This window comes from Pseudomonas fluorescens group sp. (assembly GCF_020093335.1).
Taxonomy (GTDB): Bacteria; Pseudomonadota; Gammaproteobacteria; order Pseudomonadales; family Pseudomonadaceae; genus Aquipseudomonas; species Aquipseudomonas petroselini.
Map to the genome: position 1 here is coordinate 129496 of NZ_JAIOKW010000014.1, position 15213 is coordinate 144708.

13 protein-coding genes and 1 rRNA gene are annotated in these 15213 nt (G+C 60.2%); 7 read left to right on the plus strand and 7 right to left on the minus strand.

Annotated features, from left to right (window positions below):
* Positions 1-40 precede the first annotated feature (40 nt).
* The 3 genes from acpA (at position 41) to K7431_RS16920 (ending at position 3701) form a co-directional block, all read left to right on the plus strand.
* Positions 41-1741 carry an acid phosphatase gene (gene acpA, locus K7431_RS16910; protein WP_012722065.1) on the plus strand — a complete coding sequence of 567 codons (1701 nt, stop codon included), beginning with the start codon at positions 41-43 and terminating at the stop codon, positions 1739-1741.
* Between the two features lie 122 nt (positions 1742-1863).
* On the plus strand, positions 1864-3033 hold the full coding sequence (locus K7431_RS16915; RefSeq protein ID WP_012722064.1) for a hypothetical protein: 1170 nt from the start codon (positions 1864-1866) through the stop codon (positions 3031-3033).
* 146 nt (positions 3034-3179) lie between these two features.
* Complete coding sequence (locus K7431_RS16920; RefSeq protein ID WP_012722063.1) at positions 3180-3701, plus strand: hypothetical protein; 522 nt, start codon at positions 3180-3182, stop codon at positions 3699-3701.
* Here K7431_RS16920 and can read toward each other — a convergent pair.
* Positions 3698-4342 (minus strand): carbonate dehydratase, encoded by a 645-nt coding sequence (gene can, locus K7431_RS16925; protein WP_003188288.1) that lies wholly within the window; start codon positions 4340-4342, stop codon positions 3698-3700. The genes K7431_RS16920 and can overlap by 4 nt on opposite strands.
* A 138-nt stretch (positions 4343-4480) precedes the next feature.
* Between can and K7431_RS16930 the strand changes: the two genes are divergently transcribed.
* Complete coding sequence (locus K7431_RS16930) at positions 4481-4885, plus strand: hypothetical protein (protein WP_043204736.1); 405 nt, start codon at positions 4481-4483, stop codon at positions 4883-4885.
* A gap of 121 nt (positions 4886-5006) precedes the next feature.
* On the opposite strand, the gene rimI is transcribed toward K7431_RS16930, so the two are convergent.
* Together rimI and K7431_RS16940 are read right to left on the minus strand one after the other, a co-directional pair.
* Complete coding sequence (gene rimI / locus K7431_RS16935; protein WP_003188286.1) at positions 5007-5459, minus strand: ribosomal protein S18-alanine N-acetyltransferase; 453 nt, start codon at positions 5457-5459, stop codon at positions 5007-5009.
* The gene (locus K7431_RS16940) at positions 5452-6198 is read right to left on the minus strand and encodes a hypothetical protein (protein ID WP_052308614.1); all 747 of its coding nucleotides are present in this window, start codon (positions 6196-6198) and stop codon (positions 5452-5454) included. Before K7431_RS16940 ends, rimI begins: the two co-directional genes overlap by 8 nt.
* 187 nt (positions 6199-6385) lie before the next feature.
* On the opposite strand from K7431_RS16940, the gene mksB reads away from it, so the two are divergent.
* From mksB to mksF, 3 genes are read left to right on the plus strand one after another with little or no spacing between them, the layout of a single operon-like run.
* A complete protein-coding gene (mksB, locus tag K7431_RS16945; RefSeq protein ID WP_012722060.1) occupies positions 6386-7663 on the plus strand; it encodes an Mks condensin complex protein MksB in 1278 nt (425 codons plus the stop codon).
* Positions 7653-8360: an Mks condensin complex protein MksE gene (mksE, locus tag K7431_RS16950; RefSeq protein ID WP_012722059.1), complete on the plus strand. Its 708-nt coding sequence runs from the start codon at positions 7653-7655 to the stop codon at positions 8358-8360. Before mksB ends, mksE begins: the two co-directional genes overlap by 11 nt.
* The gene (gene mksF, locus K7431_RS16955; protein WP_012722058.1) at positions 8357-11197 is read left to right on the plus strand and encodes an Mks condensin complex protein MksF; all 2841 of its coding nucleotides are present in this window, start codon (positions 8357-8359) and stop codon (positions 11195-11197) included. The genes mksE and mksF overlap by 4 nt, the downstream gene beginning before the upstream one ends.
* Positions 11198-11369: 172 nt before the next feature.
* Here the strand turns inward: mksF and K7431_RS16960 are convergent, their stop codons facing one another.
* The 4 genes from K7431_RS16960 to rrf form a co-directional block, all read right to left on the minus strand.
* Positions 11370-13673 carry a PqiB family protein gene (locus K7431_RS16960; RefSeq protein WP_012722057.1) on the minus strand — a complete coding sequence of 768 codons (2304 nt, stop codon included), beginning with the start codon at positions 13671-13673 and terminating at the stop codon, positions 11370-11372.
* Positions 13666-14289, minus strand: a complete 624-nt coding sequence (locus K7431_RS16965) for a paraquat-inducible protein A (RefSeq protein WP_012722056.1) — start codon at positions 14287-14289, stop codon at positions 13666-13668. Before K7431_RS16965 ends, K7431_RS16960 begins: the two co-directional genes overlap by 8 nt.
* On the minus strand, positions 14276-14935 hold the full coding sequence (locus tag K7431_RS16970) for a paraquat-inducible protein A (protein ID WP_012722055.1): 660 nt from the start codon (positions 14933-14935) through the stop codon (positions 14276-14278). The genes K7431_RS16965 and K7431_RS16970 overlap by 14 nt, the downstream gene beginning before the upstream one ends.
* A 160-nt stretch (positions 14936-15095) precedes the next feature.
* Positions 15096-15211 (minus strand): 5S ribosomal RNA (gene rrf, locus K7431_RS16975).
* Between the last annotated feature and the right edge of the window lie 2 nt (positions 15212-15213).

Sequence of the window (15213 nt, forward strand, 5' to 3'; positions counted from 1 at the left end):
TGCGAAATATCTTGCAACATCTCGCCAGGACTCCCGCGCAATGAGTGACGATCACGAAGACCGCCTTTCCCCCGATTCCGTAACGCAACCGTCGGTGGACACCAGCCGTCGGCGTTTCCTCGGGGGCGCGGCAGTGTTGGGGGTCGGCGCGACCTTGAGTGCCTGCGGCAATACCAGCGAGGCACCGGGTAAACCGGTGGCGCGACCGCTCACGCCACAAGAACTGGACAAGGCGTTGCGCGAACAGGTGAAAACCGTGGTGGTGATCTACGCCGAGAACCGCAGTTTCAACAACCTGTTTGCAGATTTCCCCGGTGTGGAGAAACCACTGTCGGCGCTTTCCGCTGCCGACACACAGCAACGCGACCGCGACGGCAGTGTGCTGACCACCCTGCCTCCGGCCTGGGGCGGCGTGTTGCAGGTCGGCCCGCAAACGGTGGACGGGGTGACCTACCCCAGCGAAGTGCAATTCCAGGAAAACCTGCCCAACGCGCCATTTGCCCTCAAGGGCCCGAATGCCGAAGACCTGCCTTTGAGCCTGGTCACGCGTGACCTGTGGCACGTGTTCTATCAGAACCAGATGCAGATCAACGGCGGCAAGAACGACGGTTTTGTCGCCTGGGCAGACTCAGGCGGCCTGGTAATGGGCCATTACGCCCAGAGCCGTTATTCCCTGCGCCTGTGGGACGTGGCCAAGGAGTTTGTACTCTGCGATAACTTCTTCCAGGGCGCGTTTGGTGGCTCGTTCCTCAACCATCAATACCTGATCAGCGCCACCGCGCCGTTTTACCCGAATGCCGCGCAATCGGTAGCCAAGGCGCAGATCGCCACGCTGCAGAGCGATGACCCCACCGACCCGCGTCTCAAGCCGCTGGACAAGTCCCCGGCCAGCGCTATGACCGGTCCGCCGCAGTTCGGCCCCAGCGCCCTGACCCCGGATGGGTACGGCGTGAATACCCTGGCCCCGCCCTATTGGCCGACCTGGATCCGCGACCCGGAAAACCCGGATTACGCAAAGGCCGATCTGCCTAACGTGCTGGTGCCGCAAACCCACGAACACATCGGTGACAAGCTGTCGAAAAAGAATGTCGATTGGGCCTGGTACGCCGGTGCGTGGCAAGCGACCCTGGACCAGTTCAAGGATTCGGGCGGCATCCCGAAGATTCCGAACTTCCAGTACCACCATCAGCCGTTCAACTACTTCAAGCAGCAAGGCCCGGAAAACCGCGCCGAGCGTGACAAACGCCTGCGCGATGGCGGTTTGGGGGATGAATCGAACACCAACCGGTTCTTTGCCGATGCCGAGGCCGGCAAACTGCCCGCCGTGACCTTCTACAAACCCCAGGGCAACCTGAACATGCACGCGGGCTATGCCGATGTAGCCTCGGGCGACCGTCATATCGCGCGCGCCTTGAAAGTGCTGCAAGAGAGCCCGCAGTGGAAAAACATGGTGGTGGTGGTGACCGTCGATGAAAACGGTGGCTGGTGGGACCACGTCGCGCCGCCCAAGGGCGACCGCTGGGGGCCGGGTACGCGGGTGCCAGCGATCGTGGTGTCACCGTTCGCGCGCAAAGGCACGGTGGACCATACGGTGTACGACACGGCGTCGATTCTGCGGCTGATCACCCGGGTGTTTCAGCTGGAGACCCTGGACGGCCTTAAGCAACGTGATGACGCAATGATCGCCCGCGGCCAGAAACCGATGGGTGACTTAAGCAACGCTTTACAGTTCAACCTGTAGGTTTTCTTATCCAATAGCGACACAGCGGCTGATTTAGCACGCGGTTTTCCTGGTCAGCCGCTACTGTGTGGAGGTGGGCTTTCACCCCGCGCAGACGGGCTTTCGCTGACAAGGAAACAACAATGTTTAAACCGACCAGGTTGTCCTTCACCCTGGCCGCACTGATGGCGAGTGCGGTCGTACAGGCCGACATCGAGGTACCGCTGGGGAGCACTCAGCGGGTTACCCAACTGTTTGCCTTCCCCAACAACTGCAATGTGATCTGCTTTCGGCCATGGACGCTGGAACAGACTGCCGAGCACTATCTGAACCAGAGCCTGCAACGGGATGGCTACAGCCGGGCGAAAGTGAGCGTCAAGACCCATGACGGGCAGGTATCGGCGACCTTCAACGGTGTGCCTGACAGTTATGGCCAGCCCCTGACCACGTTGCTCAATACCGCAGACCTGGCCTATCAAGGTGCCAGCAACCTCAACAGCGACGGCAAGTGGGCCTACAACTGGTACTTGTTCCTGCCGCTGGGCATGGCCTTGGAAAACCGTAAAAGCATCGAGCTGCTGCATTTCCCGCCGGACTACTCGCTGACTCAAGCCCAGGATTACCTCGAATCGGCCACCACCGACCGCTGGGCCACCCTGCTCACGGATAATGGCATCCCGGCGACCGAAACCCCGGCGTACCAGACCATCATCGATATCGCGCCCATCGCCGCGCCTTCCAATGCGGGCAAGGACCTGGAAAACGTCTACAGCTACTTCACCGATTACCAGACGCGCATGGTTCAAGAACTGAGCCTGCCCGCCAAAGGCGCTTTGCCGATGGTGGCGTTCGGCGCGCCGGTGCGCAGCTGGATCAAACAACAATACGGGCAGAGCGTGGCAGTGCTGGGCCTGGCGCAGATCAGTCCGGCCGCCGGCAAAACCGTCTCGGTGTTGGGCGCCAACCACCCGAGTTACATCTGGTATGCGGCCAGCCCCGACACCTACGACGGCAACGAGCAGAAGGCCGACGAAGCCGGTTTGAAGGTGATGGGCCAGGATCTGAGCGCCGCGTGCTGGCAGGCCGGGATGGGCCAAAAACCCGCGAGTGATGCGAACGTGCTGCTCAAGGCGTGCATAAATACCTGGCAAGTCACGCGCAAGGAGCAAACCTGTGAGTTGTTTTATACCTCGGTGCGCAACCTGTCCCCGGAAGAAGCCAACGCGAAATGTGCCACCCCGGCCATAAAAGCCCAGTTGAAGCAGCTGAAAAGCGCCGCCCCTGCTCCAGCCATCGCAGCCCCGGCACTGTAGCCGGTACACAAATAACCGATTTCTACTGTCAACATTGACAGTAGAAATCGGATCCATGTTGAGCGAGTCTTGAGCCGCACCCATCCGCTGCAAGACTGGTAGTCAGCCACCACCCGCAGGTCGATGCAGCCTGAACCAGGAGAGTTATGAAAACTCAAGCCATGGAAAAGGCTAAAACCACTGCAAGCGAGTGCCTTTACCCCTTCAACTCCACACTGGGAAAGGGCTACCCTTCGACGAAACACTTCGAAGTGGTGCACGCAGTCGATGGCATGGGCGCCGGTATCAAAGCGCAAGTCGCCTTCGATAGTCGCGTCTGCATCGCCAAGATCTCCGGCTATGCCCTCAGTGAACGACGCCTGCATACTTTGCAGTTGTCATCCCGCCTGCACCTCTATGACTGTTGGTTCACTGGCCTGCTCTCTCATTCCTGCGAACCGAACGTGTTTCTCGACCTGCATTACCTGGAGGTCTGGACCCTGCATGACATCCTCGCCGGCGACCTCCTGACCATGGATTACGCCAGCACCGAAGACGTGCTGTTCCGGCAGTTCGCTTGCCAATGCCGCGAGCTGAACTGCCGAGGATGGGTCACCGGTCGCGATGAGCCATTGAACGCCGAGGGACAAGCGTTCATGACCCGGTGGCGCGAGCGTAAACGCCTTTAGGCTTCGCCCAGCGGACGCAGGCGATACTGCGGCGGCAACTGCTCGAAACCACTGATGGTGGTGTTCAAGCTCTTCCAACGGCCATCCTTGATGCCGTAGATGCAGCCATGAATCGACAGGCTCTGCCCGCGATGCCAGGCGTTTTGCACAATGCTGGTGTGGCCGACGTTAGCCACTTGCTGGATTACATTCAGCTCGCACATGCGGTCTACGCGCTCTTCTTCGGTAGGCAATTGGGCCAACACGTCGCGGTTTTCGTAGTAAAGGTCACGAATGGTGCGCAGCCAGCCGTCGATCAGGCCGAACTGGCGGTCTTGCATCGAGGCGCGTACGCCGCCGCAGCCGTAGTGGCCGGTGACGAGGATGTGTTTGACCTTGAGCACGTCCACCGCGTACTGGATCACCGACAGGCAGTTGAGGTCGGTGTGCAACACCACGTTCGCAACGTTACGGTGCACGAACAGATCACCCGGCAGCATGCCGACGATTTCGTTGGCCGGTACGCGGGCATCGGAACAGCCGATCCACAGGTATTCCGGGGTTTGCTGGCGGGCGAGCTTGGCGAAGAATTCGGGATCTTCCTGTTTGATCGCATCCGCCCAGCGTTCGTTGTTATCAAGCAGGTCTTGTAGTTCGTTCATCAGGGAAGCCTCAGGAATGATGCGCAGTTTTGTGACTGACAACCCCTCGTCCAGGTCACGCCGCACGCAAATTAGCTTGAATCTTTGGGGAGCCGAGCCTGTCCACACACTATAAGCCCCACAGTATGAGGATTGGCCATGACTGAATCACGACGTCCCTACGGCGCTACCCAGCCCGAACCCATTGATGACAACGAAGATCGCATGGGTTCGATGCGCGAGCTGGATTTTGACGATAAGCAACCGACCGCGGAGATTGGCGATGAGATCCCGCGCCGCGAGCGCGAGCACTTGATGCCCGACGAACGGGTGCGAGAGGCCGGGATGACCGGCGCTTCGACGGATGATCATGAATCGACCGACGATGACATGAGCCCCGAAACGCTGATCCATGAAGATGGTGCGCGGGATGCCCAGGAAGCCGGCGAAAGTCAACCGGCCGACTGGGATTTGAGCATCGTGGATGAGGATGAGATTGGCGGCGGTAATGGGTTGGATGAGGCGGAGCTGGCGGATATTGACCCCGTCGACGGCAACCGCTGACATACCGTCGATCCAAATGTGGGAGGGGGCTTGCTCCCGATAGCGGTGGATCAGTCGACACCTGCATTGACTGACAGCCTGCCATCGGGAGCAAGCCCCCTCCCACAGTGGTTTTTGTGACTTAGTCGACCAAGGTGCAGGCCATCACGACCGCATCTTCGCGGCCCCCCACGGCGGGGTAGTAGTCGCGCCGACGGCCGATTTCATTGAAGCCATAGCGCTCATACAGGCGAAACGCGCCGGTATTGCTGTCGCGCACTTCCAGGAAGCATTCCCGCGCATTGGCGGCATACGCGCGGGACATCAGGTGCTCCAGCAGCGCCAGGCCGAGGCCACGGCCCTGGTTTTCTGGCTTCACGGTGATGTTCAGCAAATGCGCTTCATCCAGGATGATCTGCACCACGCCGTGGCCCACCTGCTGCTCACCTTCGAACATCAGCCAGATCTGGTACTTGCCCAGCCCGTCGAGAAAGATCCCCCGGGTCCAGGGGTGGCTGAACGCCGCGTATTCGATTTTCAGCACGGCGTCGAGGTCAGCCTCGGTCATCGGGCGGAAGGATAAAGCCTCACTCATCGGTTGTTTTCCAGCGCGCCATCAGCCGGCGCATGGCTTGCCAGACATCAGCCTTACGCTGTGGCTCTTCCATTAATAATTCCAGGCCCGGCAGGGCCCACACCGTGCCCAGGCTGTCGACCTGCAGCTCGCGGTACCAGGCTTCGGCATTGGCTTCACCGGCAAAGCGCACGGCGGGCAGGCCGATCAGCCACAGGCACACACAGGGTTCGTCTTCCAGGCGTGCCGAGACAAAGCCTTGCACAAAGTCCCGTGCGGCTTCCGGGCCCTGGTCCATGGTGCCACGCACCAGCAGCGGCCAACGTACGGGGTCGCCGACGATTTGCGGGCTGTCGGGCAGGCCGGCAGCGCGCAGCATGTCCTTAAGCAGCATGTAGGCGGGGTCGCGGGTCTGGAAGCGTTCGCCGGTTGGCAACTCCACCAGCAGCAGGCAGCGCCCGGCCCGCAGCAATTGCAGGGCGAAACGCGGCGGCGGCACCACCGGGGCCTTGACCACCGGGGCGGCCTCCTCGACCACCTTGGCCGCCTTGACCACCGGCGAAGGGCGCGGCACTTCGATCTTCGCCCGTTCGACCGCCGGGCGCGATTCCGGAGTGGGTTTGACCACCGCCACCGGTGCAGCCGCCTCCTCCCCCGACGACTCGAATGCCTCATAGGGCTCAGGCGCCTGCAACAGCTCGGGCCGCGACGGCGCGGCAAACGGCAGTTCGGTGCGGGGCAGCCAGTTGACCACCTGCATGGCGGTCAAGTAAGCGCGACGTCGGGACTCGATAAGCACAGCTCGGCCACTTGTGGATAACTAAAGAGCGGGGATTCTACCGCTGTTCGGCAACAATCGCCCACTGCACACTGACCGGCTGTGGATAAATCCCGCGCCCGATGCAGTACAATCGCGACTTTTAATCGCCAACCAGCCGGCCATTCCGATGATCGAACCCAAGCGCGTCTTGCGCGCCCTCGCCGAACACTGGGCCCTGCTTGAGCCACTGTGCGAACACTTCGACCAAGGCACCCTGAGCCTGAGCGAACTGCGCGCGCAATTGGCGGCCCAACAACTGGACAGCACGCCCCAGGACATCACCAGCCTGCTGGACGTGTGGATTCGCCTGGATATCCTGGTGCCTGTCGCCAAGAGCCCGAACCGTTTCGAGCTCAACGCGCAGATCCACGACTTCCTGGCGTATCTTCGCAAGGAGCACCGGCTTGGCCTGTGCCTGGAAATCGAAGCCTACCTGCGCCACCTCGAGCGCCTGGCCGGTTATATCCAGGACGCCTTCGACATCCGTGATGGCCACGACCTGGCCCGCCAGCTGCGCCTGCTCGACATGCGCGTGCGCGACGTGTTGAAAAAACTCGCCAACGACGAACAGGCCCTCGCCGCCGTGGCCGACCGCGCCAAGACCAGCGACCGGCAGATTCCGTTGCGCCAGCGTTACGCCGAAGTCCTGGCGACCTGGGACGAATACGTCGAACCGATGATCCAACTGGTGAACGCCGACGGCGCCTTCGAGCAAGGCGTGCGCAAGGTGGAGAACGTGCTGCTGCGCATGCTCACCGAGCAGCAGCGCCTCGGCCACCTGGTGGACGACGACATGCTGCTGCGCACCCATGCGCGCATCCTCGAGATGCAGACCAGCGCCCAACTGACCCTGCGTCATGCCCGCGAGCTGCTGCTGCCGCTGCGCGAAGAAGCGCGCCGGCATAATGCTGTGACCCGTGGCGCGGCGTTGGCCTTGTCGGCCATCCGACGTAAAGGCCTGGACGCGGTGCCACAGGCGGCGATGCCGATGTTTACCCGGCCGCAAAGCACCTTCCTCGGCAGTGCCAGCCAGGTCGAGGCCTATGTGTATGCCCTGGCGAACTTCGAGCCGAAGCCGGCACGGTTCCCCAAGGCGCACAAATCCCACAAGGGCGACGCCCAGCGTGCTCCGCGCACGGTCAAGGAAATGCTCGAGCGCTGCGAAGACGCACTGCCGATGCCGGACCTGATGACCTGGCTGCTGGAGCAGGAACCGGACGGCGCCACCGACGAATTGCTGTACTGGTTCTCGCGCCTCTCGCGCGAAAAACGCTTCAAGCGCGAACGCCTGGAACGCCGCGATTACCACACACACGAGCACCAGGTCAGCCTGCGCTCATTCGCCCTGCTCCCGGCCAGCACAGACTCCGCCGAGAATTCTGCGAGCACGCCTTATGCATCTTGATCTATCCGAACTGTCCCAGCTGGCACCGATCTTTCGCGAGCTGTTCAAGGGTTACCACGTCAGCCGCCGCGACCCGGAGCTGTACGCACAACTGTCGAACTTCCAGGACCAGTACCGCACGCTGTTCAAGGCCCTGGGCTTTGAGCTGGTGTGCGATACCCGTGGTTTCTACTACTTCGTGCCGGACTCGGCCATCGCCAGTGCGCAGGTGAACAAGACCGCCCAGCGCCTGGCGTTGTTCACCTTCATCATCGTCGAGCATCTGGCCGACCAGGGCCGCGACCCGATTGCCGTGCTGGATGGTGGCAGCCTGGGCCGTGATGAGTTGCCGTCGCTGCTGGAGAAGTACCGCGACCTGTTTATCCAGGCCGAGGTGCAGACCCAGGAAGAACTCGAAGAGAAAATCATGCGCCGCATGACCCAGCTGGGTTTTGCCAGCGAAGACAACGGCATTTATCGCTTCCTGCCGCCCATGCACCGCTTCCTCGATGTGTGCCTGTCGGTGCAACAAGACCGCGACCTCGCAGCCAGCGTGCACAGCGTGTTGCCGCTGCCTGCACCGGTGATCATCGACGAAGACAGCGATGAGAAATTGCTGAAAACCGATGACCCACTCGACTTGAGCGACTTCGCGGATGAAAGCGAAGAAGACGCCCTGGCACGTGCCATTGCCGAAGAACAGGAGACCGACGCATGAGCAAGGAACGCTACGGCATCCGCCGCTTCGCCCTATTGAACACCGCCGGCTACAGCCTGGGCTTGTTCCCGCTGGAAGAACCGCTGTCGGTGTATGGCGCGAACAACCTGGGTAAATCCGCGTCGATCAACGCCTTGCAGTTCCCGATCCTGGCGCGCATGTCGGACATGAGTTTCGGCAAGTACACCCTGGAGCAATCGCGGCGCTTCTACTTCGCGACCGACACCAGCTACATCCTCGTGGAAGTCTCCCTGCCCCACGGCCCGCACGTGATCGGCGTGGTCGGGCGCGGCCCTGGCGGCGGTTTCGGGCACCAGTTCTTTGCCTACGCCGGTAAGCTGGACCTGGCTCACTACCAGAAGAACGACACCTGCCTGCGTCAGAAAGAGCTGTTCACCAACCTGGAACGCGAAGGCCTGAAAGCCTACGAACTCAAGCCGGATGAACTGCGCCGGTTGTTGGTGGGTGGTCATACGTCGATCCCGCTGGACCTGACGCTGATCCCGCTGCGATCCACCAGCGAGCAGAGCCTGAAGACCTTCCGCGCGCTGTTTATCAACCTGCTGCACATGCGAGAAATCACGGCGGCCAAGCTCAAACAACTGTTTCTGGATGCGTTTGAACACAGCCTGCGTTCTGGCAGCGTGGATTACATCGCGGCGTGCGAAGAAGCCTTCCGCGATGTGCGACGCATGGAGCAGGACTACAACTCGCTGGTAGCGGCCGGCCCGCTGGTCGAGGCGCTGTCCAATGGCGTTCGCCAGCGCGACGTGTTGCGCGGCAAATTGCATCGCCTGTCGCCACTGCTGGATTCGTTGCTGGGCACCTGGTCGGACTACGCCAGTGCGCGCAAAGAAGAGCTGACGATCCAGGCCGAGCACTACCGCAATGAGCAGGATGCGCTGCAGAACGACCAACGTGGCGGCACCCAGGAGCTGATGCGCCTGGAGCGGGAAATCAGCGGGATCCAGCGTTGGTTGGGCGAGCTGTCGGTGCTCAAGCATCGCTTTGCGCTCGTGGATGACGTGAAAGTACTGGAGCAACAGCTGCTGGCGGCCAAGGATGCTCACGATGAATTGGCGGGCGCCCTCGCGCAGTCGCGGCAGTTCAGCGCCGAGGATTTAGACGAGCGTCTGCGCGACCTGGAAAAGCGCTTGAAGTCGGTCAAGCAGCAGCTCGACCACGCCGACAACAACAGCTACGCCAAACTGCGGGAAGAATTCTCACAGCAGGATGTCGAGCGTCTGATGCGCCTGTTCAACAGCTCGTTGTTCAGCCTGCCGTTGGGCGAGCATGGCATCACGCTGGATGAGGACGGCCAGTGGGTCAAATCCCTGGAGCAGATCCTGGATGGCTTCAAGGGCGAGCGTTTTGAAGTGCCGGGGCTGTCCATCGACATCTCGCACATCGAACCACCGGCCTTACAGGCTTTGGCGGATCGCGCTGCGTTGCGCGACCAGAAAGAGCGACTGGAGAAAGAACTCAAGCAGCTGAAAACCCAGCAGGCTGTCGCGTCTGACCGCGCCGCGAGCAAGACCCAGACCGAAGCGCTGTACCAGCAGGTACTTGACGCACAGAAGGCCCTCGAAGACTTCCGCCGCGCACAAACCCTAAGCGCGGAAGAAGGCGAGAAGCTGGAAAACCTGGCGCAGATGGAAGCGGCGCAAGATGAGTTGAAACGCTCCAGCGATGCGTTCACCGAGCGCGTCCAGCAACTGTCGGCCAAGCTGCAACTGGTAGGCCGCCAGATCGGCGATATGGAAGCCAAACAGCGTACGCTGGATGACGCGTTGCGCCGTCGCCAGCTGTTGCCGGCGGACTTGCCGTTCGGCACACCGTTCATGGACCCGGTCGACGACTCCATGGACAACCTGCTGCCGCTGCTCAACGACTATCAGGACAGCTGGCAAGGGTTGCTGCGCGCCGATGGCCAGATCGAGGCTTTGTATGCGCAGGTGCGCCTCAAGGGCGTGGCCAAGTTCGACAGTGAAGATGATGTCGAGCGTCGCCTGCAACTGCTGATCAACGCGTATGCGCACCGCACCGATGAAGCGTTGACGTTGGGCAAGGCACGTCGCGCGGCGGTCACTGACATTGCGCGTACCCTGCGCAATATCCGCAGCGACTACGACAGCCTTGAGCACCAGTTGGCGTTGTTCAACCGCGAGATCAACAAGCGTCAGGTCTCCAACCTGCAGAGCTTCCGGATCGTGTTGGCACCGAACAAGGAAGCGCTCAAGCATATCGACCAGATTATCCACAGTGCCGGTCAATACGAAGAGGGCGAGACCCTGTCGGTGTTCGACCTCAGCCAGAGCGCCGAGCAGGACAACAAGAACGAAGAAGCCAAGGAATACCTCGCGCGCCTGGTGGCTGCCAACCATAACCAGCTGGGCCTCAAGGACCTGTTCGAGCTGGCCTTCGAGATCACCAAGGTGCATGGCCAACCCGTGATCCATACCGACATTGATGGCGCGGCGTCCAACGGCACCACCATGACCATCAAGGCGCTGACCAACATGTACTTGTTGCTGCACTTGATGGACCGCGACCAGGCCGGGCGTGTGCGCTTGCCGTACTACCTCGACGAGGCGGCGGATATCGATGAAAAGAACCAGGCGGCGTTGCTGGAAACCAGCTTGCAGCTGGGCTTTGTGCCGATCCTCGCCAGTGTGAAGCCGCAGGTGTCCGCCCAGGTGGCGATCGACCTGGAAGGCGGTAGCGGGCCAAACGGGATCTATATCGATGAGGCGGATTGGAAGTATATCCGTCGTCATGATGCGGTGAAGGCGACGGTGAATGTGCAGGCGGATGAGCCGGAGTTGGATGAGGTCTGAGTTTTTGCGCTGAAATGCAAAAGGCCCCTGGATGAGAATCCAAGGGCCTTTTTTTGTGTTGTTTGTGCCGGCGCCTTCGCGGGCAAGCCGTTCCCACAGCTAACTGCGTTTATCCTGTAGGAACGCAGTCGAATGTGGGAGCCGGGCTTGCCCGCGATGGCCGCGACTCGGTCTATTTACCGAGTGGAATCTTAGGCGCCCAAGTGAGCCATTCATCTTCGAACTTGTCGAACAGCGGGAAGGTTTGCTGCGGCCGAGCGGCGTTGCCCATGCGCTCGCCGTCTGGGGTGGCGAAGGCGATGCCGCCGGCAACCAGGGTTTCCAGCGATTCGGTGCGTACGGTGGCGCCTTTGAACAGGCCGAAGTCGAGGCCAAAACCGCTGGTGTTCCAGAAGCGGCTGCCACTGCGTACCAAGGGTGCGTACTTGGGCTCGATCAGGACATGGATGAGTACACGGTCCGCCGTTTGGCCCAACTCGTAACCTGTTACTTTGCCGACGGTAACTTCGCGATAGGTGACCGGTACGCCTTCCTTGAGCGAACCGCGGCGTGCGGCGCTGAGTGTCAGGCTCAAGCCAGCTTCCTGGTGGGCGGCTTCAGGAGGCTGGTCCAGCGCGACAAAGCTCTTTTGCGGGCCAGCGTTTTTCGCAGCCGGCTGCACTTCGATGTATTGCCCGGTAACCAAGGTTTCGAGGTTGGAGGTTTTCATCAGTCCCAGCTCAGGCTTGACTACCCAGAACTGGCTGCCGACGCGCGCAATGCGGTCCGCTACCTGGGTGATACGTGCACTGAGCACTACCGACTGCATATCCGCACTGAGGTCGACACTTTCGATCTTGCCCACGTCCAGGCCCTTGAAGCGCACCGGGGTGCCAGGGCGCATGCCATCGGCGCGGTCGACTTTGATAGTGACCAGAGTGCCATGTTGGTTGGCGGCGTCTCGGTCGGCAAACAGACGGAAACGCGGAATGCGTTTTTTCAGCGGTACGTTCGGTTGCGGGGTTTCAAACGCGATACCGCCGGCCATCAAGCTGGCCAGGGATTCACTTTTCACCTGAATGCCACCGGTGAGCCCACCGGTCAGGGTGACACCGCTGGCATTCCAGAAGCGCGTCGAGCCGTTGACCAGATTTTCGTATTCCTTCTCGATGTGAACGCCGATCACCAACTGTTTGTTCTTGCGCGAGAATTGGTAGCTCTGCACCGAGCCGACCTTGACCTGTTTGTAGAGAACCGGGCTGCCTACATCCAGGGAGCCGAGGTTATCGGTAAACAGCACCATGTGCAGGCCCGGTGAACGCAGGTCCAACGGTGGCGCTTTGGCGCGGGCGATGTACTCGCGTTGTGGTGGAGTGCCTTTGTCACCTGGGCGAATGGCGATGTAGTTGCCTTTGACCAAGGCTTCAAGGCCTGTGATGCCGGCCAGGGAGATAGAGGGTTTGACTACCCAGAACTGGGTGTCCTGAACCAGGTAATCCTCGGCCAAGGGGTCGAGTGTCAGTTCGGCATTGGCACTGGAAAGATCCGGGTTGATTTTCAGGGTCTTCAGGCTGCCAACTTGGATGCCCTTGTACATGACCGGAGTACGCCCGGCCTGCAGACCTTCGAAATCTGCCAGCTGGACCTTCACCTTGATTCCGGCGGCGGCGGCGTCGAAATCTTCGTAGAGCCGGAAAGGCAGGCTTGGATCGGTCGGCGGGCTGTCCTTGCGATTCTCGGGCGTGGCGAAGGCGATGCCACCAGCAACGATGCTGGAGAGCGATTCGCTGCGCACCTTCAACCCGGACAGGTTGGCGTCGATGCTGATGCCACTGGCGTTCCAGAAACGGGTGTGTTTGCGCACGAGGCTGGCGTAGGTCGGTTCGATATAGACCTTGATTTCGACGGTGCTCTGGTCCTCGGAAAGCAGGTAGCTTTTGACTTGCCCAACCTGTATCTGCTTATAGAACACCGGGCTGCCACGGTTGAGCGAGCCAAGACGGTCGGCCTTGACGGTCAGGTGAAGACCGGGCTTGGCGTCGGACAAGGGTGGCTCTTCAGAGAGCGCCTTGAATTTGCGCGAGGGCTCACCGTCGCCTGGACTGGCGGCGATGTAGTTACCCGATACCAGGGTTTCCAGGCCGGTGATGCCGGCAAGGCTGACGCTGGGTTTGACCAACCAGAAGCGGGTATTGGTCTTGAGGTATTGCTCGACGTCCTTGTTCATCTCGATGGTGGCAATCACCCCTCGATTATTACCTTCGTCGTCCAGGGCCAGGGCCTTGACCTTGCCCACCGGCATACCTTTGTAGACCACTTCGGTTTTGTTGACTTGGATACCTTCGCCGCTTTCAAAGCGCACTTGGATATCGATGCCCTGCTGGGAATAGGCACGCCATCCCAGCCAGCCACCAATGATCAGGGCAATCAGGGGCAGCACCCAAATGGCCGACCAATTGGAGGCCGGGCGGGTTTTAGCTTTAGGCAAATCACTCATGGTCGTCGTCCGACTCCGTGTTATCCCAAATCAGTCGGGGATCAAAAGTTACTGCGGCAAGCATCGTCAAGATCACCACACTGGCGAACGCTGCAGCACCGAGATTGGCCTCGACACTGGCAAGTCGTCCAAAATTTACCACGGCCACCAAGATGGCAATCACGAAGATATCCAGCATTGACCAGCGACCGATGAATTCGATAAAGCGGTACATCACAATGCGTTGTTGCGCGGACAGCGGTTGGCGACGCTGCACCGAGAACAGTAGCAGACCTATGCCTACCAACTTGAACGTCGGTACTAGGATGCTGGCGATGAATACGACTGCCGCAATCGGGAACATACCGTGCTGCACCAGTTGGATCACACCGGCCATGATGGTACTGGGATCACCTTGCCCCAAGGAATTGATGGTCATGATGGGCAGCAGGTTAGCCGGGATATACAAAATCGCTGCCGTGACCAGCAACGCCCAGGTGCGTGTGAGGCTGTTGGGACGGCGGGCATGGATCAGCGCACCGCAACGCGTGCAGATCTGCTCATCCGAATCAGCGTCTTGTTTGTTCAATTCATGACATTCGGTACAAATCAGAATGCCTGCATCAATCGCCCGCATGATCGTCCTCTCCTGAGAGCGCTTGCCAGATCTGGTGGGGCGACATCACCACCTCAAGCAACACCTGAACCATTAGTAGGCTGACAAAACAGACCAGGCCCAGTCCGACTGTGATGGAGGCCATGTCGGCAAGCTTTACGATCGCCACCAGCACGCCCATCAAATAGACCTCCAACATCCCCCAATCCTTCATGTGATGGTAGATGCGGTACAGCAGCAGTCCATAGCTGCGGCCGATGTTCCAACGGATGCTGAGCAACACTGCCAACTGGCAGAGCAGCTTGAGCAACGGAATGCCCATGCTGCACAGGAACACCACCACAGCCACGCCTTGCATGCCTGTATCGAAAAGGCCAACAACGCCGCTCCAGACGGTGTCTTCAGAGGACTGCCCGAGTAGATTGAGCTGCATGATGGGTAAAAAGTTCGCGGGGATGTACAGCAACAGTGCCGCAAGTACCAGGGCAAGGCTACGTTCAACGACATTGTGGCGGTGAGCATACAGCTCGTAACCGCAACGGGGGCATTGGGCTTTTTCGCCGAGGGCGAGCACTGGCTTGCGCATCAGCAAGTCGCACTCGTGGCATGCCACCAGGTCGTCCAGTGGTAAATCCGACACCTCAAGGGCATCAACCGGATCGGGCATAGATAGGGCTCGGACTCTAAAAAAGGTTAGGTGCCTATTCTAGTGGTCTAGTTCAGAAATAACTGTGCAAATTTGTCAGGGGATCAAGTGTCGGTTTTGGGTTTTCGACCGCCCAAAACAAAACCCCATCTGCTTTCGCAAATGGGGTTTCGGAATTTAATCTTGACGATGACCTACTCTCACATGGGGAAACCCCACACTACCATCGGCGATGCATCGTTTCACTACTGAGTTCGGGATGGGATCAGGTGGTTCCAATGCTCTATGGTCGTCAAGAA